The 19985-nt window shown below is 67.0% G+C and carries 18 protein-coding genes; 17 read left to right on the top strand and 1 reads right to left on the bottom strand.

All coding sequences use genetic code 11. From position 1 onward, the window contains the following. Positions 1-137 precede the first annotated feature (137 nt). The 7 genes from mscK to F3I16_RS04695 all read left to right on the top strand — a co-directional run bounded on the left by mscK (position 138) and on the right by F3I16_RS04695 (position 10465). Positions 138-3497, top strand: a complete 3360-nt coding sequence (gene mscK, locus F3I16_RS04725; protein WP_160492558.1) for a mechanosensitive channel MscK — start codon at positions 138-140, stop codon at positions 3495-3497. Positions 3498-3577: 80 nt separating this feature from the next. Continuing rightward, complete coding sequence (gene selO / locus F3I16_RS04720; protein WP_160492557.1) at positions 3578-5041, top strand: protein adenylyltransferase SelO; 1464 nt, start codon at positions 3578-3580, stop codon at positions 5039-5041. Positions 5042-5206: 165 nt separating this feature from the next. Beyond that, positions 5207-6997, top strand: coding sequence for an SLC13 family permease (locus F3I16_RS04715; RefSeq protein WP_160492556.1), 1791 nt, complete (start codon positions 5207-5209; stop codon positions 6995-6997). Between the two features lie 123 nt (positions 6998-7120). Continuing rightward, entirely contained in the window at positions 7121-8398 is a 1278-nt protein-coding gene (locus F3I16_RS04710) for a bifunctional O-acetylhomoserine aminocarboxypropyltransferase/cysteine synthase (protein WP_160492555.1), read from the top strand. Positions 8399-8538: 140 nt separating this feature from the next. After that, positions 8539-8973 (top strand): thioredoxin TrxC, encoded by a 435-nt coding sequence (gene trxC / locus F3I16_RS04705; protein ID WP_160492554.1) that lies wholly within the window; start codon positions 8539-8541, stop codon positions 8971-8973. A gap of 142 nt (positions 8974-9115) precedes the next feature. Further along, positions 9116-9559, top strand: coding sequence for a PaaI family thioesterase (locus F3I16_RS04700; protein WP_160492553.1), 444 nt, complete (start codon positions 9116-9118; stop codon positions 9557-9559). Between the two features lie 111 nt (positions 9560-9670). Continuing rightward, on the top strand, positions 9671-10465 hold the full coding sequence (locus F3I16_RS04695; protein WP_160492552.1) for a universal stress protein: 795 nt from the start codon (positions 9671-9673) through the stop codon (positions 10463-10465). 205 nt (positions 10466-10670) lie between these two features. Here F3I16_RS04695 and F3I16_RS04690 read toward each other — a convergent pair whose 3' ends face one another. After that, positions 10671-11438, bottom strand: coding sequence for a ParA family protein (locus tag F3I16_RS04690; protein ID WP_160489394.1), 768 nt, complete (start codon positions 11436-11438; stop codon positions 10671-10673). 236 nt (positions 11439-11674) lie between these two features. Between F3I16_RS04690 and F3I16_RS04685 the strand changes: the two genes are divergently transcribed. From F3I16_RS04685 to F3I16_RS04640, 10 genes are all read left to right on the top strand, one after another. Then, positions 11675-12391 (top strand): beta-ketoacyl synthase chain length factor, encoded by a 717-nt coding sequence (locus F3I16_RS04685; protein WP_372239594.1) that lies wholly within the window; start codon positions 11675-11677, stop codon positions 12389-12391. Then, positions 12376-13173 (top strand): 1-acyl-sn-glycerol-3-phosphate acyltransferase, encoded by a 798-nt coding sequence (locus F3I16_RS04680; RefSeq protein ID WP_160492550.1) that lies wholly within the window; start codon positions 12376-12378, stop codon positions 13171-13173. The genes F3I16_RS04685 and F3I16_RS04680 overlap by 16 nt, the downstream gene beginning before the upstream one ends. Next, a complete protein-coding gene (locus tag F3I16_RS04675; protein WP_160489397.1) occupies positions 13154-13414 on the top strand; it encodes a phosphopantetheine-binding protein in 261 nt (86 codons plus the stop codon). The genes F3I16_RS04680 and F3I16_RS04675 overlap by 20 nt, the downstream gene beginning before the upstream one ends. A 10-nt stretch (positions 13415-13424) precedes the next feature. Further along, positions 13425-13688 (top strand): acyl carrier protein, encoded by a 264-nt coding sequence (locus tag F3I16_RS04670; RefSeq protein ID WP_160082829.1) that lies wholly within the window; start codon positions 13425-13427, stop codon positions 13686-13688. Between the two features lie 2 nt (positions 13689-13690). Further along, positions 13691-14236: a hypothetical protein gene (locus F3I16_RS04665; RefSeq protein WP_160492549.1), complete on the top strand. Its 546-nt coding sequence runs from the start codon at positions 13691-13693 to the stop codon at positions 14234-14236. Continuing rightward, on the top strand, positions 14233-15894 hold the full coding sequence (locus F3I16_RS04660) for an acyl-CoA synthetase family protein (protein ID WP_160492548.1): 1662 nt from the start codon (positions 14233-14235) through the stop codon (positions 15892-15894). The genes F3I16_RS04665 and F3I16_RS04660 overlap by 4 nt, the downstream gene beginning before the upstream one ends. Positions 15895-16029: 135 nt before the next feature. After that, the gene (locus tag F3I16_RS04655) at positions 16030-16764 is read left to right on the top strand and encodes a glycosyltransferase family 2 protein (RefSeq protein ID WP_160492547.1); all 735 of its coding nucleotides are present in this window, start codon (positions 16030-16032) and stop codon (positions 16762-16764) included. Beyond that, on the top strand, positions 16761-17705 hold the full coding sequence (locus F3I16_RS04650) for a glycosyl transferase (RefSeq protein WP_160492546.1): 945 nt from the start codon (positions 16761-16763) through the stop codon (positions 17703-17705). Before F3I16_RS04655 ends, F3I16_RS04650 begins: the two co-directional genes overlap by 4 nt. Beyond that, on the top strand, positions 17686-19227 hold the full coding sequence (hutH, locus tag F3I16_RS04645) for a histidine ammonia-lyase (RefSeq protein WP_160492545.1): 1542 nt from the start codon (positions 17686-17688) through the stop codon (positions 19225-19227). The genes F3I16_RS04650 and hutH overlap by 20 nt, the downstream gene beginning before the upstream one ends. A gap of 110 nt (positions 19228-19337) precedes the next feature. Then, on the top strand, positions 19338-19763 hold the full coding sequence (locus tag F3I16_RS04640) for a thioesterase family protein (RefSeq protein ID WP_160492544.1): 426 nt from the start codon (positions 19338-19340) through the stop codon (positions 19761-19763). Positions 19764-19985: the final 222 nt, after the last annotated feature.

Here is a 19985-nt window from a genome sequence, read left to right as displayed (position 1 = left end):
GCCTTGCCTGGCTCTAGCTCAAAAGATCGTTAACAGGTTCTAAGCACTTGACCGGCAATCGGCAGCCACGCACGCCACGCGACTGCCGGCCTGGCATATCATTAGCCGCATCATTTCCCGAGCCGCCCGAAGCGACCATGTCCGTATTACGCCCCTACCTCGCCGCCGCCCTGCTGGGTTTCTGCCTCCTGTCCGCCGGCCCTGTCGCCGCCGAAGCACCGACCCGCGCAGCCGTACAGAAGAGCCTGGACGGCCTGGCCGAGCGCAAGCTGCCGGAAGCCGAACAGAAGGCCCTGCAGCAGACCCTGGAGCAGACCCTGGCATTCCTCGCCAGCCAGGCCGACAGCGAGCAGCGCCTGACGGACCTCAAGCGCCAGCTCAGTGATGCGCCGCGCCTGATCGGCGAAGCCCAGCGCGAATTCACCCGGCTCAAGGCCAGCCCGCTCAAGCCGGTAGGCGAGCGCCATGGCAAGTCCAGCGCCGCCCAGCTGGAGACCCTGCTCGCCGAACGCACCAGCCAGCTGTCCACCTGGCAGCAGGAGCTGGCCGAGGCCAACAGCATGCTGATCACCGCGCAGACCCGCCCGGAGCGTGCCCAGGCCGAGATCAGCAGCAACCAGACCCGTGTGCTCAAGATCAACAACCTGCTCAAGGTCGGCAAGGATGCCGGCAAGCCGATCGGCGCCGAACAGCGCGACCAGCTCAACGCCGAACTGCTGGCGCTGACCGCCCTGACCGAGCTGCGCCGCCAGGAACTGGCCGGCAACAGCCTGCTGCAGGATCTCGGCAACAGCCGCCACGACCTGCTCACCGAGCGCATCCGTCGCCTGGAGCAGGAAAGCCTCGACCTGCAGTCGCTGATCAACGATAAGCGCCGCGAGAGCAGCGAGCAGACCGTCGCCGAGCTGTCGCGCGAAGCCGAGAAGGCCACCCCGGACAGCCTGCTGGCCAAGGAAAGCGCGGAAAACCTCAAGCTCTCCGACTACCTGCTGCGCGCCACCGACCGCCTCAACGAACTGACCCGCCTCAACCTGCAGGCCAAGCAGCAGCTGGACAGCGTCAGCCAGGCCGACCAGGCCCTGGAAGAGCAGATCGACGTGCTCAGGGGCAGCCTGTTGCTGGCCAAGATCCTCTACCAGCAGAAGCAGGCCCTGCCGCAACTGCAGCTGGACAAGAACCTGGCCGACCAGATCGCCGACATCCGCCTGTACCAGTTCGAGCTGAACCAGAAACGCGACGCCCTGAGCAACCTCGCGGAGCATGTCGACAAGCTGCTGGCCTCGCAGCCGCCAGAGCAGGTCACCGCCGAGCTGCGCCAGACCCTGCTGGAACTGGTCACCACCCGCAGCGGGCTGCTTGACCGGCTGAACCGCGAGCTGAATGCCCTGCTCAACGAATCGATCACCCTGCAGCTCAACCAGAAACAGCTACAGGCCACCGCCAGCACCCTGAGCAACACCCTCGAAGAACAGATGTTCTGGATTCCCAGCAACAAACCGCTGGACCTGGCCTGGTTGCAGCAGGTACCGACCCTGCTGGAGCGCCAGCTCAACGCCGTGCCCTGGGGTGCCGGGGTGCGCGAGCTGGGCGCCGGCCTGGTCGACCGGCCCTGGCTGTTCATTCCGCTGCTGCTGCTGATCGGCGCCCTGATCTGGCGGCGCAGCTGGCTGTACGAAAAACTCCGCGGCCTGCACCAGGACATCGGCCACTACAAGCACGACAGCCAGCTGCACACGCCCATGGCGATCTTCATCAACATCCTGCTGGCCCTGCCGGTCACCCTGTTCCTCACCCTGTGCGGCGTGGCCCTGCTGATCGATGCGCGCGGACAGAACGCCAACCTGGGCACCGCCCTGCTGGAAATGGCCCAGGCCTGGCTGGTGTTCTACACCCTCTATCGCATCCTCGCCCCGCATGGCGTCGGCGAACTGCATTTCCGCTGGGAGCGGCCACGGGTGGCCTTCCTCAACACCCAGGTACGCCGCCTTGGCCTGGTGGTCATGGCCCTGGTCAGCGTGGTGGCGGTGGCCGAGCATCAGCCGGCGGCACTGGCCGAGGACGTCATCGGCATCGGCGTGGTACTCAGCTGCTACGCCCTGATGGCCTGGCTGCTCGGCCGCCTGCTGCTGGCCGGGCCGATGCATGAGCGCTCCACGGCATTTCGCGTGCTGGTCGGCGTGGGCTTCACCGCCCTGCCGATCGGCCTGTTCGCCGCCGTGTGCTTCGGCTACTACTACACCGCGCTGAAACTCACCGACCGCCTGATCGACACCCTCTACCTGCTGGTGCTGTGGTTCGTTCTGGAGGCCACCTTCGAGCGCGGCATGGCCGTGGCAGCCCGGCGACTGGCCTATTCCCGGGTCCTGAGCAAGCGCCAGGCGCAACCCAAGGAAGGCCTGGAAGGCAGCGAGGCGGTGGTCGAGGAACCGACCCTGGACATCGAGCAGATCAACCAGCAGTCCATGCGCCTGATCCGCCTGGCCCTGCTCAGCGGCTTCGTGCTCTGCCTGTACTGGGTGTGGGCCGACCTGCTCAGCGTGTTCACCTACCTGGACAACATCACCCTCTACGAATACAGCAGCGGCAGCGGCGATGCCGCGACCATGGTGCCGCTCAGCCTGCTCGACCTGCTCGGCGGCCTGATCATCGTCGCCATCACCGTGGCCCTGGCCAGCAACCTGCCCGGTCTGCTGGAAGTGCTGGTGCTGTCGCGCCTGTCGCTGGCCCAGGGCAGCGCCTACGCCACCACCACCCTGCTGTCGTACGCGATCAGCGGCATCGGCTTCGTCATGACCCTGTCGGTGCTCGGCGTCAGCTGGGACAAGCTGCAGTGGCTGGTGGCCGCCCTCTCGGTCGGTATCGGCTTCGGCATGCAGGAGATCTTCGCCAACTTCATCTCCGGCCTGATCATCCTGTTCGAACGCCCGGCGCGCATCGGCGACGTGGTGACCATCGGCAACCTGTCCGGCACGGTGAGCAAGATCCGCATCCGCGCCACCACCATCACCGATTTCGACCGCAAGGAAATCATCGTCCCGAACAAGACCTTCGTCACCGACCAGCTGGTCAACTGGTCGCTCAACGACACCATCACCCGGGTCATCATCAAGATCGGCGTGGCCTACGAGACCGACCTGCCGCTGGCACGCAAGCTGATGATGCAGGCCGCCATCGAGAACCCGCGGGTGCTGCGCGAGCCCGAGCCGCTGCTGTACTTCCTGACCATCAGCGCCAGCACCTTCGACTACGAGCTGCGCTTCCACGTGCGCGAGCTGGGCGACCGCAACGCCGCCACCGACGAGATCCTCACCCGCATCGCCCTGAGCTTCCGCGAGCACAAGGTGGAGATGGCCTTCAACCAGGTCGAGGTGATGATCAAGAACCTGCACGGCCAGGAACTCAACCTGACCACCGGGCAGATGGTAGCCGGCACCGCGGCCGCAGATAGCCAGCAGAAACCCCTGCCGCCCGCCGCGCCGGCCGTCGACCCGCAGTAGTCCGCACCGACCGGGAGGGCCGGCTGGACGCCCCGCGACAAAACCGAGCAAAATACTCGGAATTGTCGCGGAGCCCTGCAGTGAAAGCCCTCACCGACCTCGTTTTCGATAACCGCTACGCCCGCCTGGGTGACGCCTTCTCCAGCCACGTGCTGCCCGAGCCGATCGAGGCGCCGCGCCTGGTGGTGGCCAGCCCGGCGGCCATGGCCCTGCTCGACCTCGACCCGGCCGAGGCCGACTCCGAGCTGTTCGCCCAGGTCTTCGCCGGGCACAAGCTGTGGAGCGACGCCGAGCCGCGCGCCATGGTCTATTCCGGACACCAGTTCGGCAGCTACAACCCGCGCCTGGGCGACGGCCGCGGCCTGCTCCTGGGCGAGGTGGTCAACGCCGCCGGCGAGCACTGGGACCTGCATCTGAAAGGCGCCGGGCAGACACCCTGGTCGCGCATGGGCGACGGCCGCGCGGTGCTGCGCAGCTCGATCCGCGAATTCCTCGCCAGCGAATACCTGCATGCCCTGGGCATCCCCACCAGCCGCGCGCTGTGCGTGACCGGCTCGAGCACCCCGGTGTGGCGCGAGAAGCGCGAAAGCGCGGCGATGGTCCTGCGCCTGGCGCAGAGCCATGTGCGCTTCGGCCACTTCGAGTACTTCTACTACACCCAGCAGCACGAGCGCCTGCGTGAGCTGGCCGAGCACGTGCTGGCCTGCCACTTCCCCGAGTGCCAGGCGCAGCCCGAGCCCTTCGCCGCGCTGTTCCGCGAAGTGGTGGAGCGCAACGCCGCGCTGATCGCCCAGTGGCAGGCCTACGGCTTCTGCCACGGGGTGATGAACAGCGACAACATGTCGATCCTCGGCATCACCTTCGACTACGGCCCCTACGCCTTCCTCGACGACTTCGACGCCAACCATATCTGCAACCACTCCGACGACAGCGGCCGCTACAGCTTCAGCAACCAGGTACCGATCGCCCAGTGGAACCTGGCCGCCCTCGGCCAGGCGCTGACGCCCCTGGTCGAGGTCGAGCAGCTGCGCGAAAGCCTGGCCCTGTTCCTGCCGTTGTACCAGGCGCACTACCTCGACCTGATGCGTCGCAGGCTGGGCCTGAGCACTGCCGAGGACGACGACGAGGAGCTGATCCAGCAGCTGTTGCAGCTGATGCAGCAGGGCGGCGCGGTGGACTACCACCAGTTCTTCCGCCGCCTGGGCGAGCAGGCGCCCGACGCGGCCGTGGCCGAGTTGCGCGATGACTTCCTCGACCGCGCCGCCTTCGACGCCTGGGCCAGCGCCTATTGCGCCCGCAGCGCCCGCGAGAACGGCAGCCAGGAAGAGCGGCGCACGCGCATGCACGCGGTCAACCCGCTGTATGTGCTGCGCAACTACCTGGCGCAGCAGGCCATCGAAGCCGCCGAGGCCGGCGACTACGCCCCGGTGCGCGAGCTGCACGCGGTACTCGCCCGCCCCTTCGAGGAGCAGCCGGGCATGGCCCGCTACGCCGAACGTCCGCCGGAATGGGGCAAGCACCTGGAAATCAGCTGCTCGTCCTGATGCCAGCCCGCACGAATATGGCCTATCGATTAAACCGAATAAGCATATAAACCTATCCAAACATTCTTAGACTATCTAAGCGAAGGCCATTATCTTTTCGCCCCTGTGCGGCCGCCTAGCGCGTGCCCGATACCTCGTACGAGATTCGCACGCTAAAGGAAGCCCATGTCCTGGGACTCGCTACCCCTGCTTTTCGTCGCCGCCCTGCTGGTCTGGGTGCTGGTTGCCTTCGTCCGCGAGAAGTGGAGTCCGGATATCGTCGCGGCCATTGCCGTGGCCGCGCTGCTGGTCACCCAACTGCTGACCCCGGCGGAAGTGCTCAGCGTGCTGAGCAACTCGGCGCCGGTGACCATCGCCTGCATGTTCGTGCTGTCCGCCGCGCTGGAGCGCACCGGCTGCATCGACGCCCTGGGCAACTGGCTCGGCGACCTGGTCGGCACCAGCCCGATTCGCGTGCTTACCGGGCTGACCGTTACCGCCCTGGTGATTTCCGCCGGCCTGAACAACACCCCGGTGGTGGCCATCCTCACCCCGGTGGCAATCTCCCTGGCCCGCCGCGCCGGCACCCTGCCGTCCAAGCTGCTGATCCCGCTGTCCTACGCCACCATCCTCGGCGGCACCCTGACCATGATCGGCACCTCGACCAACATCCTGGTCGACGGCGTGGCACGCAAGGCCGGCCTGGAACCCTTCGGCATCTTCGAAATCACCGGCGCCGGGCTGATCCTCGCTGCCGCCGGCATGGCCTACCTGCTGACCATCGGCCGCCACCTGCTGCCCGAGCGCGAGACCCTGTCCAAGCAGCTGCGCCCGGACCTGGATCGCACCTTCATGAGCGAGCTGCTGGTGCCGCACGACTCGCCGATGATCGGCAAGACCCTGGCCGAGGCCAACCTCAACGGCGGCAGCGGCCTGCAGGTACTGAAGATCTTCCGCGATCAGGAAGAAATTACCGAACCGGGCCATGACACCCTGCTGGCCGCCGGCGACCAGCTGGTGATCCACGGCCAGGTCAAGGACGTGGTCGAGCTGCGCGGCAGCGGCCACCTGAGCTTCAGTCGCAGCGAAGCCTTCGAAACCATCTCCAGCCACGACGTGGTGCTGGCCGAGGCCATAGTCGGGCGCAACTCGCGCTACAGCCACCGCCCCATGCGCGACCTCGACCTGACCGCGCGCTACGGCATCGCCGTGCTGGCCGTGCACCGCCAGGACGAGAACGTTTCCGGCAACCTCGACGAGTTCCAGTTGCAGTTCGGCGACGTGATGCTGGTCGAAGGCACCCCGGCACAGATCAAGCGCTTCGCCGACAACGGCGAGCTGATCAGCCTGAACACCGTGCAGGAACGCTCCTTCCGTCGTGAAAAGGCGCCCATCGCCATCATCGCCACCCTGGCCGTGATGCTGCTGGCCGCCTTCGGCGTGATGCCCATCGAAGGCCTGGCGATCATCGGTGCGGTGGTCGTGCTGGCGACCCGCTGCCTGGATGTGGAAGACGCATACAAGGCGGTGGACTGGAAGATTCTCAGCCTGATCTTCGGCATGCTGGCCATCAGCATCGCCATGGACAAGGTCGGCCTGGTCAAGCTGATGGTGGAGAACGTCATGGGCTGGCTACCCTGGGCCGGGCCGCTGCTGATGCTGAGTTTCATCTACCTGTTCACCTCGATCCTCACCGAAGTGCTGTCGAACAACGCGGTGGCGGTACTGGTCACCCCCATTGCCATCGGCATGGCCCAGCACCTGGGCGTCGACCCGCGCGCCTTCGTGGTCGCGGTGATGTTCGCCGCCAGCGCCAGCTTCGCCACGCCCATCGGCTACCAGACCAACACCTTTGTGTATAACGCCGGCGGTTATCGCTTCACCGACTTCATGAGGGTCGGCATTCCGCTCAACCTGATTCTCTGGGTGGTGGCCAGCTTCGTCATTCCCTGGTTCTGGCCGCTGGTACCGGCGTAGCGGCATAAGCTCAGCACCTATCGTTCCAAAGCAAAGCCCGTTTCATTGCTCCAGCGCATTGACCGGGCCTTGGCGTTTTCTCCATGCTGCGAACCTTCCAATCTGCCCCGAAGGAGCGCATGCATGAAACTGGAAACCCTGGCCATCCACGCCGGTTACAGCCCTGACCCGACCACCAAGGCGGTGGCGGTACCGATCTACCAGACCAGCTCCTTCGCCTTCGACGACACCCAGCACGGCGCCGACCTGTTCGACCTGAAGGTCGCCGGCAACATCTACTCGCGCATCATGAACCCGACCAATGCCGTGCTCGAAGAGCGCGTGGCGGCGCTGGAAGGCGGGGTCGGCGCGCTGGCCGTGGCCTCCGGCATGGCGGCCATCACCTACGCGATCCAGACTCTGGCCGAGGCCGGCGACAACATCGTCTCGGTGGCCAAGCTGTATGGTGGCACCTACAACCTGCTGGCCCACACCCTGCCGCGCTTCGGCATCCAGACCCGCTTCGCCGCCCACGACGACATCGCCGCCCTGGAAGCGCTGATCGACGACAAGACCAAGGCAGTGTTCTGCGAATCCATCGGCAACCCGGCCGGCAACATCGTCGATATCCAGGCCCTGGCGGATGCCGCACACCGCCACGGCGTGCCGCTGATCGTCGACAACACCGTGGCCACGCCGATCCTCTGCCGCCCGTTCGAGCACGGCGCCGACATCGTCGTGCACTCGCTGACCAAGTACATCGGCGGCCACGGCACCAGCATCGGCGGCATAGTCGTCGACTCCGGCAAGTTCCCCTGGGCCGACAACAAGGCGCGCTTCCCGCTGCTCAACACCCCGGACCCGTCCTACCACGGCGTGACTTACACCGAGGCCTTCGGCCCGGCGGCCTTCATCGGTCGCTGCCGCGTGGTGCCGCTGCGCAACACCGGTGCGGCGCTGTCGCCGTTCAACGCCTTCCTTATCCTGCAAGGCCTGGAGACCCTGGCCTTGCGCATGGAACGGCACTGCGAGAACGCCCTCAAGGTGGCGCACTACCTGCAGAACCACCCGCAGGTGGCCTGGGTGAAATACGCCGGCCTGCCCGATCATCCCGAGCATGAGCTGGCCGTGCGCTACATGGGCGGCAAGCCGGCCTCGATCCTCTCCTTCGGCATAGTCGGCGGCTTTGATGCCGGCGCGCGCTTCATCGACGCGCTCAAGCTGGTGGTGCGCCTGGTCAATATCGGCGACGCCAAGTCGCTGGCCTGCCACCCGGCCTCGACCACCCACCGCCAGCTGAATGACGAGGAACTGCAGCGCGCCGGCGTGCCGCGTGACATGGTGCGCCTGTCGATCGGCATCGAGCACAGCGACGATATCCTCGCCGACCTGGCCCAGGCGCTGGAGGCGGCCCGCCAGTAACCCGACGTGCCCTGTAGGAGCGGCTTCAGCCGCGATGCGTTCGAGGCATCGCGGCTGAAGCCGCTGCCACGGCAGCCGTGTACCCCAGGCTTGTATTCCCTCCCAGGCGCCTCAATCTAACAGGCAATAAGGAGAGCCCCATGAGCCACCCCCTGCTGATCCCCTGCCCGCACTGCAACGGCCTCAACCGCATTCCCGGCGAACGCCTGGGCGATGCGCCGCGCTGCGGCCGGTGCAAGGCCGAAGTGCTGCCGAACAAGCCCTTCGCGCTGACCCAGGCCAACTTCGCCGCGCAGAACAAGGGCGACCTGCCGCTGCTGATCGATATCTGGGCCAGCTGGTGCGGTCCATGCCGCAGCTTCGCGCCGATCTTCGAGCAGGCCGCCGGCCAGCTGCAGGGGCGCTGCCGCCTGGCCAAGCTGGACAGCGAAGCCAACCCGCAGCTGTCCGCCGAAATGGGCATCCGCTCGATCCCGACCCTGATCCTGCTCAAGGGCGGCGTCGAAGTGGCCCGCCAGAGCGGTGCCCTGCCCCTGCCGCAACTGCTCGGCTGGTTACACCAGCACGGCATCTGAGCGAGCCGGTTCCCAGGGTGCGCCGTGCGCAGCGGATGCCGCGCGCCTGAGCGGATCGGTCAGCCCCGACGAGCGCGCCTGTCATTGCCGCTCGCCCGGCAACCGCTAGGCTGGACGGCATCGCCCACGAGGAATGCCGCCCATGCCACTGCCCGTCGAAATGGCCCGCCTGTTCACCGAAGAAAAGATCGCCTTCGTCAAACGTTGCGGCCTCAAGGCCGAAGTCCTCGAACCGGGCCGCGTGCGCCTGCGCATGCCGCTGGAGGGCAACCAGAACCATATCGGCAGCATGTACGCCGGCGCCCTGTTCACCCTGGCGGAAATCCCCGGCGGCGCGCTGTTCCTCACCAGCTTCGATGCCCAGCGCTTCTACCCCATCGTCAAGGAGCTGAACCTGAGCTTCCGCCGCCCGGCCGCCAGCGACATCCTGGTCGAGGCCTGCCTGGACGCCGCCGAGATCGCCCGCATCGAGGACGAGGCCGAGCGCGTGGGAAAGGCCGAGTATCGCCTCGATCTGCAACTGCGCGATGCCGGCGGCGAAGTGGTGGCGCAGAGCTGCGCGCTGTATCAATTACGCAAGCACTGACGCACGGAACTTGCCGCGGATCAAAAGCCGGTCTATCAATGGGGGTCACACTAAAAACCCACCAGAGGTTGCAGCGCGTCGCGGCAGTTCGCGGCGCAGAGGGGATTCCACATGATCAAGCACATCCTTATCGCCCATGACTTGCGCAGCACTGCCGACCTCGCCCTGCGCCGCGCCGCGCAGCTGGCGCGCCAGCACAATGCCCGCCTGACCTTGCTCCACGTGCTCGACAGCCGCCTCGGCCAGGCCGAGCAGGACCGCGTCCACCAGGCCCTGGACAACAGCCTGACCCAGTTCGCCCCGCCCGGCAGCGAGCTCAAGCTGTGCCAGGGCAAGCCCGCCGAGGCCGTGCTGGAGCAGGTGCAGCAGCTCGGCGCCGACCTGCTGGTGCTCGGCGCCCACCACCAGCGCCACGAATTCTTCTCCGGCACCACCCTCGACCGTATCGCCCGGCGCTGCCCGGTGCCGCTGCTGCTGGTGGCCCGCGACGAGGCCCAGCCCTACCGCGAGGCGGTCGCCGCCCTGGACTTCTCCCTGTGCGCCTGCACCGCCCTCAACCGCGCCTGCCGCCTGCTGCCGGCCGAAGCCAACATCCACGCCCTGCATGTGTTCGAGCCGCAGAAGAACCAGGCCGACAGCGCCACTCAACTGGCGACCCAGCACGCCCTGATCGACCAGCTGATCGCCGACGAATCCCAGCAGCTGCCGCCCGGCAGCCCGACCCTGTCCCACGAGATCAAGCAGGGCGGCATCCTGCGCGGCCTGCAGGAATGCATCGGCAGCCGCCAGCCGCAACTGCTGGTACTCGGCTGCCACGGCCGCGGCGCGCTGTCCCAGGCCCTGCTCGGCAGCCTGGCCCAGCACTTTTTGCACAAGGCGCCCTGCGACGTGTTTGTGGTGCGTTGAGCGCCGTGAGGTTTGCTGCGGGCAGATTGGCTCCTACCATTCGCGGCTGAAGCCGCTCCTACGGGAGCGGCTTGCACAAATAACCGCCACCAAGCGCCCCCGCCTGACGCGTTTTGCGTAGGAGCGGCTTCAGCCGCGAAGCTCCGCCGCCGTAACCCACAAAGAAAAAGGCGCCCTCGGGCGCCTTTCTTGTATCTGCAGGAGATCAGCTTTCCAGCAGCTTGTGCAGCTCGACGAACTGCTGGGTCAGCTTGTGGCTGCGGTCCAGGTGGATCAGCGGGATGCAGGCCTGGTGCGACTCGCGCATGCGCACTGAGCTCATCAGGTTGACCGGCAGCACCGGCAGGCCCTCGGCAATCAGCTCGTCGAGCAGCTGCTGCGGCAGGGTGGCGCGCGGCTGGAACTGGTTGACCACGATGCCTTCGACTTCCAGGCCTTCGTTATGGTCCTCGCGCAGTTCCTCGATCTCGCGCAGCAAGCCGTACAGGGCCTGGCGCGAGAAGCTGTCGCAGTCGAAGGGGATCAACACGCGGTCGGCGGCGATCAGCGCGGAGACGGTGTAGAAGTTCAGCGCCGGCGGGGTATCCAGGTAGATCCGCTCGTAGTCCTCGCCCAGCTCCTCCAGCAGTTTGCGCAGCTTGTTGATCTTGTGCTTCTGCTCCAGCTTGGGCTGCAGGTCGGCCAGCTCGGCGGTGGCGGTGACCACATGCAGGTTGTCGAACGGCGTTTCGTAGATATCCACCGAGCCCTTCTTGGCGAACGGCCCGGACGACAGGCTGCCCTTGAAGAACTCGGCGATGCCCATGGGAATGTCGTCGCCGGTCAGCCCGGTCAGGTAGTGGGTCGAGTTGGCCTGGGCGTCCAGGTCGATCAGCAGGGTGCGATAGCCCTCCGCCGCGCTCACCGCTGCCAGGTTGCAGGCGATGCTCGACTTGCCCACACCGCCCTTCTGGTTGAACACCACTCGCCGCATGACACACCTCCCTGAGCCCGAATGGGGTCGATTCTATGCAAAGCGCCGAACAAGGGCGAGGAATTCGGCAAAAAGCGCAAGAGGTGTGCCCCGGGCAACTGTGTCAAAATTTGCGCAGTCAGCGCGCTGACGGGATAATAGCGGCACCTCGCCATGACTTTTGCCGCAGTTCGCCTGCCGGCAGGGGTGTCGCTGTAGACAAGGAAGCCCAGAAGGGGCCGGGAAGAGAGCTCCGCGTGACACATTTCAATATCGCCAGCTGGCGCGCCTGGGCTCCCGGGCTGGACGCCGACGAAGACTGCCAGGCCTGGCTGCAAGCCCCCTGGCGCCTGGCCGACAACGGCGAGCAACCCGACGTCAGCTTTCTCCCGGCCATGCAGCGCCGCCGCCTGAGCCGCCTGGCGCGCATACTGTTCCACGTCGCCTGGCCCATCGCCGAAGCCCGTGGCCCGCTGCCACTGGTGTTCGTCAGCCGGCATGGGGAAACCCCGCGCACCCTGAACATCCTCGCCGATCTGGCGCGCAACGAGCCGCTATCGCCGACCCAGTTCAGCCTTTCGGTGCACAACGCGATCATCGGCCTGTGGTCGATCCTGCGCGCCGACAGCAGCGAAATGAGCGCCCTAGCCGGCGAAGCCGACGGCCTCGAACAGGGCCTGCTGGAAGCCGCCAGCCTGCTCGGCGACGGCGCGCCCGCCGTGCTGCTGGTGGTCGCCGAGGAAACCCCGCCGGCGCTGTACGCCCCCTTTATCGACGACGTGCCGCTTTCCTACGCCGTCGCCCTGCTGCTCACCCCCGGCAACGACTGGCAGCTGAGCCTGCTGCCCGGCAGCGGGCCGCGCGCCGAGTGGCCGCATGCCCTAGAGCTGGCGCGCGCCCTGCACAGCGGCCAGCGCACGCTGCAGCATCATTGCAAGAACCGTCACTGGAGCTGGTCATGCAACAAGGCCTGAGCCAGCGCAGCGCCCCCTACGCCTGGCGCCTGATCGCCACCGCCCTCAGCTTCAGCCTGTTCGGCATCGGTGGCGTGCTGCTGCGCGTACTGGTGTTCCCGGCGCTCGGCCTGCTGCCCGGCGACGCCCTGACCCGGCGCACCCGCGCCCGTGCCGTTGTCAGCTGGACCTTCTACAAGTTCGTCCGTTTCATGTACCACAGCGGCGTGCTGACCTACGAAGTCGAGGGCAGCGAACGCCTCGGCCGCCCCGGGCAGATGGTGATCGCCAACCATCCCTCGCTGATCGACGTGGTGGTGCTGATCGCCTTCATCCGCGACGCCAACTGCGTGGTCAAGCAGAGCCTGTGGGACAACCCGAGCATGCGCGGGCCGATCCGCGCCGCCGGCTTCATCAGCAACAGCGGCAGCCTGGACATGCTCGACGAGGCCGCCGGCGCGCTGCAGCAGGGCCAGACCCTGATCGTCTTCCCCGAAGGCACGCGTACCACGCCGGGGCACAATCCCGAATTCCACCGCGGCGCCGCCGCCATTGCCGTGCGCGGCGCGCGCCTGGTGACCCCAGTGGTGATCAGCGTCAGCCCGACCACCCTGACCAAGGCCGAGCCCTGGTACAGCATTCCGTCGCGCCGTTTTCACTTTCGCCTGCGCGTGGGCGAGGATATCGACCCGCGGCAGTTCACCGCGCAGGCCCCGCTGCCCATCGCCTCGCGCAAACTCAACGACCATCTGCACCAACACTTTATGAAGGAGCTCGCAACAGATGAGCGATCTGCAAACTGAGATCAAGAACCTGATCATCGAAGCCCTCGGCCTCGAAGACATGGTGGCCGAAGACATCGCCGCCGACCTGGCCCTGTTCGGCGACGGCCTGGGTCTGGATTCGGTGGACGCCCTCGAACTGGGCCTGGCGATCCAGAAACGTTTCGGCATCAAGATCGACGCCGAAGCCAAGGACACCCGCCAACATTTCGCCAACGTGGCCAGCCTGGCTGCCTTCGTTGCCGCGAAACAGGCCGCCTGAGGACGCCGCGATGCAAAGCCGTGAAGAGATTTTCGTCACCCTGCAGGAGGCCCTGGTCGAGCTGTTCGAACTGGACGCCGAGCGCGTGACCCTGGACGCCAACCTGTACCAGGACCTGGAAATCGACAGCATCGACGCCGTCGACCTGATCGACCATATCAAGCGCCAGACCGGCAAGAAGATCGCCGCCGAAGAGTTCAAGGCCGTGCGCACCGTCGGCGACGTGGTCGAGGCCGTGTACCAGGTGGTCAACGCCGCGCCGGCGCAAGACTGAACATGAGCAAGTTGCTTGGCCTGCTGCTGGTGGTGGCGGGGCTGCTCTATCCGTTTGCCGTGTATTTCGGCATGGAGCACCTGTCGCCGCGCGTGTTTGCCCTGTTGCTCGGCGGCCTGTGGCTGGCGCGCGCCCTGGTGCAACGCGGCAAGCCGGGCAACCGCTGGATGGCCGGCGTGGCCCTGGGCTTCTGCCTGCTGCTCGGCCTGGCCGGCGAAGCGGAGCTGCTGCGCTGGTACCCGGTACTGCTCAACGGCCTGCTGCTGGCGCTGTTCGGCCTCAGCCTGAAGTTCGGCCCGCCGCTGATCGAGCGCCTGGCGCGCCTCAGCGAACCCGACCTGCCCGACGTGGCGGTGCGCTACACGCGCAGCGTGACCCAGGTCTGGGCGCTGTTCTTTCTGGCCAACGGCCTGGTGGTGGTCGCCCTCAACCTGTGGGCACCGCTGAGCTGGTGGACCCTGTATACCGGGCTGATCGCCTACGGCCTGATGGGCCTGCTGTTTGCCGGTGAGTGGCTGGTGCGCCAGCGTGTAAGGAGACAGGCATGAGCTGGTTGCCCCTTGGCAATCTATTGCTGGAGGCTCAGCCGAGCCGTCCGGTAACGCCGGATATGACGCATGCCGCCCTGCGCCAGCGCGCCCTGGCCCTGGCCGGCGCCCTGCAGGCACGTGGCGTACGCCGCCTGGCCCTGCATATCGAGGATGCCGGCGAGCTGGCCATCGCCCTGCTCGGCGCCTGGCGCGCCGGCGTGCAGGTGCTGCTTCCCGCCGATGCGCAGGCGCAGACCCGCGAGCGCCTGGGCGCCCAGGTCGAGCTGTGGCTGGACAGCCTGGACGACGCAGCGCTGAACGGCGAACCACTGCCCGCTGCCGCCCTCGATCTCGACCAGTGCCGCCTGACCCTGTGCACCTCCGGCTCCAGCGGCGAGCCCAAGCTGATCGACAAATCCCTGCGCCAGCTGGCCAACGAGGTGGACGCCCTGGAACAGCTGTGGGGCGCCGAGCTTGTCGGTGCCAGCATTCTCGGCAGCGTGGCCGCCCAGCACATCTATGGCCTGCTGTTCCGCGTGCTCTGGCCGCTGTGCGCCGGCCGCCCGTTCCTGCGCCGCGCCCAGCCGTTCCCCGAGGATCTGCAACGGGAAAGCCTGCAGCACCCGGCTTTTGTCTGGATCGCCAGCCCGGCTTTGCTCAAACGCATGGGTGACAACCTCGACTGGCCGGCCCTGGGCCGGGTGCGCCGGGTATTTTCCTCCGGCGGCGCCCTGCCGGCCGACACCGCCGCCGAGCTGCACGGCCTGCTCGGCCAGTGGCCGACGGAAATCTACGGCAGCTCGGAAACCGGCGGCATCGCCTGGCGCCAGGACGGCGAATACTGGACGCCGTTCGCCGGCGTCGAGCTGGGACAAAATGCCGACGGCGCGCTCAACCTGAGCTCGCCCTACCTGCCGGCCGGGCAGCGCGAACAGACCGCCGACGCGGTGGAGATCGGCGCCGATGGACGCTTCGTCCTGCGCGGGCGGCTGGACCGCATCGTCAAGCTGGAAGAAAAACGCATCTCCCTGCCCATGCTGGAACAGGCCCTGCTCAGCCACGAGTGGGTCGCCGACGCGCGCCTGGGCGTGATCCAGCAGGGCCGCGCCTACCTCGGCGCACTGGTCGCCCTCAGCCCGAGCGGCCTGCACGCCCTGCGCAACCAGGGGCGCAAGACCCTGATCGAAACCCTGCGCCAGCACCTGGCCGGGCATTGCGAAGCGCTGGCCCTGCCACGCCGCTGGCGCCTGCTCGCCGAGCTGCCCTACAGCAGCCAGGGCAAACTGGCCCAGGCCGATGTCGAACAGCTGCTGGCCAGCGAACGGCCGACCCGCGTGGCGCCGCGCTCGGCCGTCGAGCAGGACGGCGAGTGGCAGCTGGAACTGGACATACCGCCGGATCTGGCGCACTTCACCGGCCACTTTCCGCAGACCCCGGTGCTGCCCGGCGTGGTGCAGGTCGACTGGGCCCAGCAGCTGGCCCGCGAGCTGATTGCCGACCTGCCGCCGCGCTTCTGCGGCATGGAAGTGCTGAAGTTCCAGCAGCTGGTCCGCCCCGGCGACCGCCTGCAACTGAGCCTGCGCTTCGACGCCGAGCGCGGCAAACTGTACTTCGCCTATCGCAACGGCGAGGCGGCCTGCTCCTCGGGGCGCATCCTGCTGGCGGCCGCGCAATGAGCAGGGTGCATGCCGGCTTGCGTAGGTTGGTGCTGAGCCTGCGAAGCCCAACGACCAACGCAGCACATGTTGGGCTTCGTTCCTCAGCACCAACCTACACGCCATCTACGCCAGGCCTTGGCGCGGAGCCTGGCCATGCATAAGCCCTGCGCCCTCATCCCGGTGTACAACCACGAACACGCACTGCCCGTGGTGGTCGCCGCCCTGCGCGACGCCGGCCTGCCCTGCGTGCTGGTCGACGATGCCTCCAGCCCCGCCTGCGCTGCCGTAATCGACCGGCTGGCCGAACAGGCCGACACCTTCCTGGTGCGCCTGGTGGTCAACCAGGGCAAGGGCGGCGCGGTGATGGCCGGTCTGCGTGAAGCGCAGCGTCTGGGCTTCAGCCACGCGCTGCAGGTCGACGCCGATGGCCAGCACGACCTCAGCGATGTCTCCGATTTTCTCGCCGAATCCCGTGTCCACCCGCAGGCGCTGATCTGCGGCTACCCGGTGTACGACGACAGCGTGCCGAAGAGCCGCCTGTACGCACGCTACCTGACCCACGTCTGGGTGTGGATCAACAGCCTGTCGCTGGCGATCCGCGACTCCATGTGCGGCTTCCGCGTCTACCCGTTGCCCGCCACCCTGGCGCTGATCGACAGCTGCCGGCTGGGCAAGCGCATGGATTTCGACACCGAGATCCTGGTGCGCCTGGCCTGGCGCAATCAGCCGATGCGCTGGCTGCCGACCCAGGTGCACTACCCGCTGGACGGCCTCTCGCACTTCCGTCTGTGGCTGGACAACGCGCTGATCTCGAAGATGCACGCCAAGCTGTTCTTCGGCATGTTGCTGCGCGCCCCAATGATCCTCTGGCGACGGTGGCAGGCATGAGCCAGCAACCGGCAGCCCACTGGGCCGGCCAGCGCGAACGCGGCAGCTACGCGCTGATGAAGCTCACCGCGGTGCTGGCGCGCCTGCTCGGCCGGCGCCTGATCAGCCCGCTGATCTACGCCATCGTCCTGTATTTCTTCGTCTTCGGCGCCCAGGCGCGGCGCAGCATCTGGCAGTACCAGGCCAACCTCGCCGCCTGGAGCGGCCGCGACGAGCTACGCCCGAGCCGGCGCCGGGTGTTCCGCCAGTTCATGAGCTTCGCCGACACCCTGCTGGACAAGCTCGACGTGTGGAACGGCAAGCTCGGCCTGGAGCAGATCACCCTGGTCGACCCGCACGACCTGCGCGGCCAGCTGCATCGCCAGGAACGCGGGCAGATGCTGGTCGGCGCGCACCTGGGCAACCTCGAGGTCTGCCGCGCCCTGGCCGAACTCGGCGAGCACGTGCAGATGAACGTGCTGGTGCACACCAAGCACGCCGAACAGTTCAACCGCCTGCTCGGCGAGGCCGGCGCCAGTCACCTGCGGCTGATCCAGGTCAGCGAACTGGACCCGGCGATCATGCTGCAATTGTCCGAGCGCCTGGAGCGCGGCGAGTGGCTGGCGATCGCCGGCGACCGCGTGCCGCTGCACGGCGGGCGCAACGTCAGCGTGGACTTCCTCGGCCAGCCCGCCGCCTTCCCGCAAGGTCCGTGGCTGCTGGCCGGGCTGCTGCATTGTTCGGTCAACCTGCTCAACTGCCTGAAGATCGACGGCCGCTACCAGGTGATCATCGAGCCGTTCGCCGAGCGCATCGAGTGGAAGCGCAGCGAGCGCGAGGCGGTGATCCGCCAGTGGGTACAACGCTATGCCGAGCGCCTGGGCGAACGCTGCCTGAACGCTCCCCTGCAATGGTTCAACTTTTATCCGTTCTGGAATGCACATGACGACACATCAGCCTGACCCGGTGATCTTCGGCGAAGCCCACCTGTCCATCGAGCAGGTCGTGGCCCTGTCCCAGCGCCAGGCCCGCGCGCAGCTGCAGGACGACGCCGCCTACCGCGAGAAGATCGCCAAGGGCGCGCGCTTTCTCGACACCCTGCTGGACAAGGAAGGCGTGATCTACGGCGTCACCACCGGCTACGGCGACTCCTGCGTGGTGGCCGTGCCGCTGCACCAGGTCGAGGCCCTGCCCAAGCACCTGTTTACCTTCCACGGTTGCGGCCTGGGCAAGCTGCTCGATCCGGCCAGCACCCGCGCCGTGCTGGCCGCGCGCCTGCAGTCGCTGTGCTATGGCATCTCCGGCGTGCGCGTGGAGCTGCTGGAGCGCTTGCAGGCATTCCTCGATCACGATGTGCTGCCGCTGATCCCGGAAGAAGGCTCGGTCGGCGCCAGCGGCGACCTGACGCCACTGTCCTACGTCGCCGCCACCCTCAGCGGCGAACGGGAAGTGCTGTACCAGGGCGAACGCCGCAGCGCCGCCGAGGTGCACAACGAACTGGGCTGGACGCCGCTGACCCTGCGCCCCAAGGAAGCCCTGGCGCTGATGAACGGCACTGCGGTGATGACCGCCCTGGCCTGCCTGGCCTATTCGCGCGCCGACTACCTGCTCAAGCTGGCCACGCGCATCACCGCACTCAACGTGGTGGCGCTGGAAGGCAACCCGGAGCACTTCGACGAGCGCCTGTTCGCCGCCAAGCCGCACCCGGGGCAGATGCAGGTCGCCGCCTGGCTGCGCCAGGACCTCGCCATCGACGCGCCGACCGCGCCGCTGCACCGCCTGCAGGACCGCTACTCGCTGCGCTGCGCGCCCCATGTGCTCGGCGTGCTGGCCGACAGCCTGGGCCTGCTCCGGCAGTTCATCGAGACCGAACTGAACAGCGCCAACGACAACCCGCTGATCGATGCCGAAGCCGAGCGCGTGCTGCATGGCGGGCACTTCTACGGCGGGCATATCGCCTTCGCCATGGACAGCCTGAAGAACCTGGTGGGCAACGTCGCCGACCTGCTCGACCGCCAGCTCGCCCTGCTGGTCGACGTGCGCTACAACCACGGCCTGCCGAGCAACCTGTCCGGTGCACCGAGCGTCACCGCGATGATCAACCACGGCTTCAAGGCCGTGCAGATCGGCACCAGCGCCTGGACCGCCGAAGCGCTGAAAAACACCATGCCGGCCAGCGTATTCTCGCGTTCCACCGAGTGCCACAACCAGGACAAGGTGAGCATGGGCACCATCGCCGCCCGCGATGCCCTGCGCAGCCTGGAACTGAGCGAACAGGTCGCCGCCGCCACCCTGTTGGCCGCCAATCAGGGCGTCTGGCTGCGCCAGCGCGATGGCAAGATCGATATCCCCGCACCCGTTGCCGCCATGCGCGAGCAGCTGGCCGCCGACTTCCACCCGGTGATCGAGGATCGCGCTCTGGAAGGCGAACTGCGCCTGTGCCTGGAGCGCATCCGCGCCCAGCACTGGAGGCTGTATGCATAAGCCGCGAACCACCCCTGTAGGAGCCAGCTTGCTGGCGATGCCCTTGTGCCAGCCCGGATCGCCAGCAAGCTGGCTCCTACAACAGCGCAATGCGCCTGGAGTCACTGCCCATGCGTAAGGAAGGTGTGCTGCAGGCCCAGATCGAACTGGCCGTTCCCTTCTTCGACGTCGACATGCTGGAAGTGGTCTGGCATGGCCACTACGTCAAATACTTCGAAGAAGCGCGCTGCGCCTTGCTCGACAAGCTCGACCACAACTACCGGCAGATGCGCGACGCCGGCTACGCCTGGCCGGTGATCGACCTGCAGCTGCGCTATATCCGCGGCGCCCAGTTCGGCCAAAAGATCGTGGTGCGCGCCGATCTGGTCGAGTGGGAGAACCGCCTGAAGATCCACTACCTGATCACTGACGCCGCCACGGGTGAACGCATGACTCGCGGCAGCAGCGTGCAGGTGGCGGTGGAGATCGCCACACGGGAGATGCTGCTGGCTTCACCCCGCGTGTTTGTCGAGGCGGTGGAGAGGGCTATTGCGTGAGTGTTTCTAGCCCGGCTGGCTTTCTAAATTTGCTGAACGCTCTGTTTCCGCCCACTGAGCAGCGCTTAGCCGATTTCCTGCGCTCGCTGACGGTTTTGTTTCGCCCCGCCGGGCGAGTTACTTTCTCTTTGCGCGCGCAAAGAGAAAGTAACCAAAGAGAAAGCGCGCCCCACATCCGGGTCTCGCTACGCTCGACTTCCCTCGCTCCATCCGTGCTCCAAG

The sequence above is a fragment of the Pseudomonas sp. L-22-4S-12 genome (assembly GCF_009799935.1).
Lineage (GTDB): Bacteria > Pseudomonadota > Gammaproteobacteria > Pseudomonadales > Pseudomonadaceae > Aquipseudomonas.
Note: the sequence above shows the minus strand (reverse complement) of the source record. Positions and strands in the feature narration are given on the sequence as shown.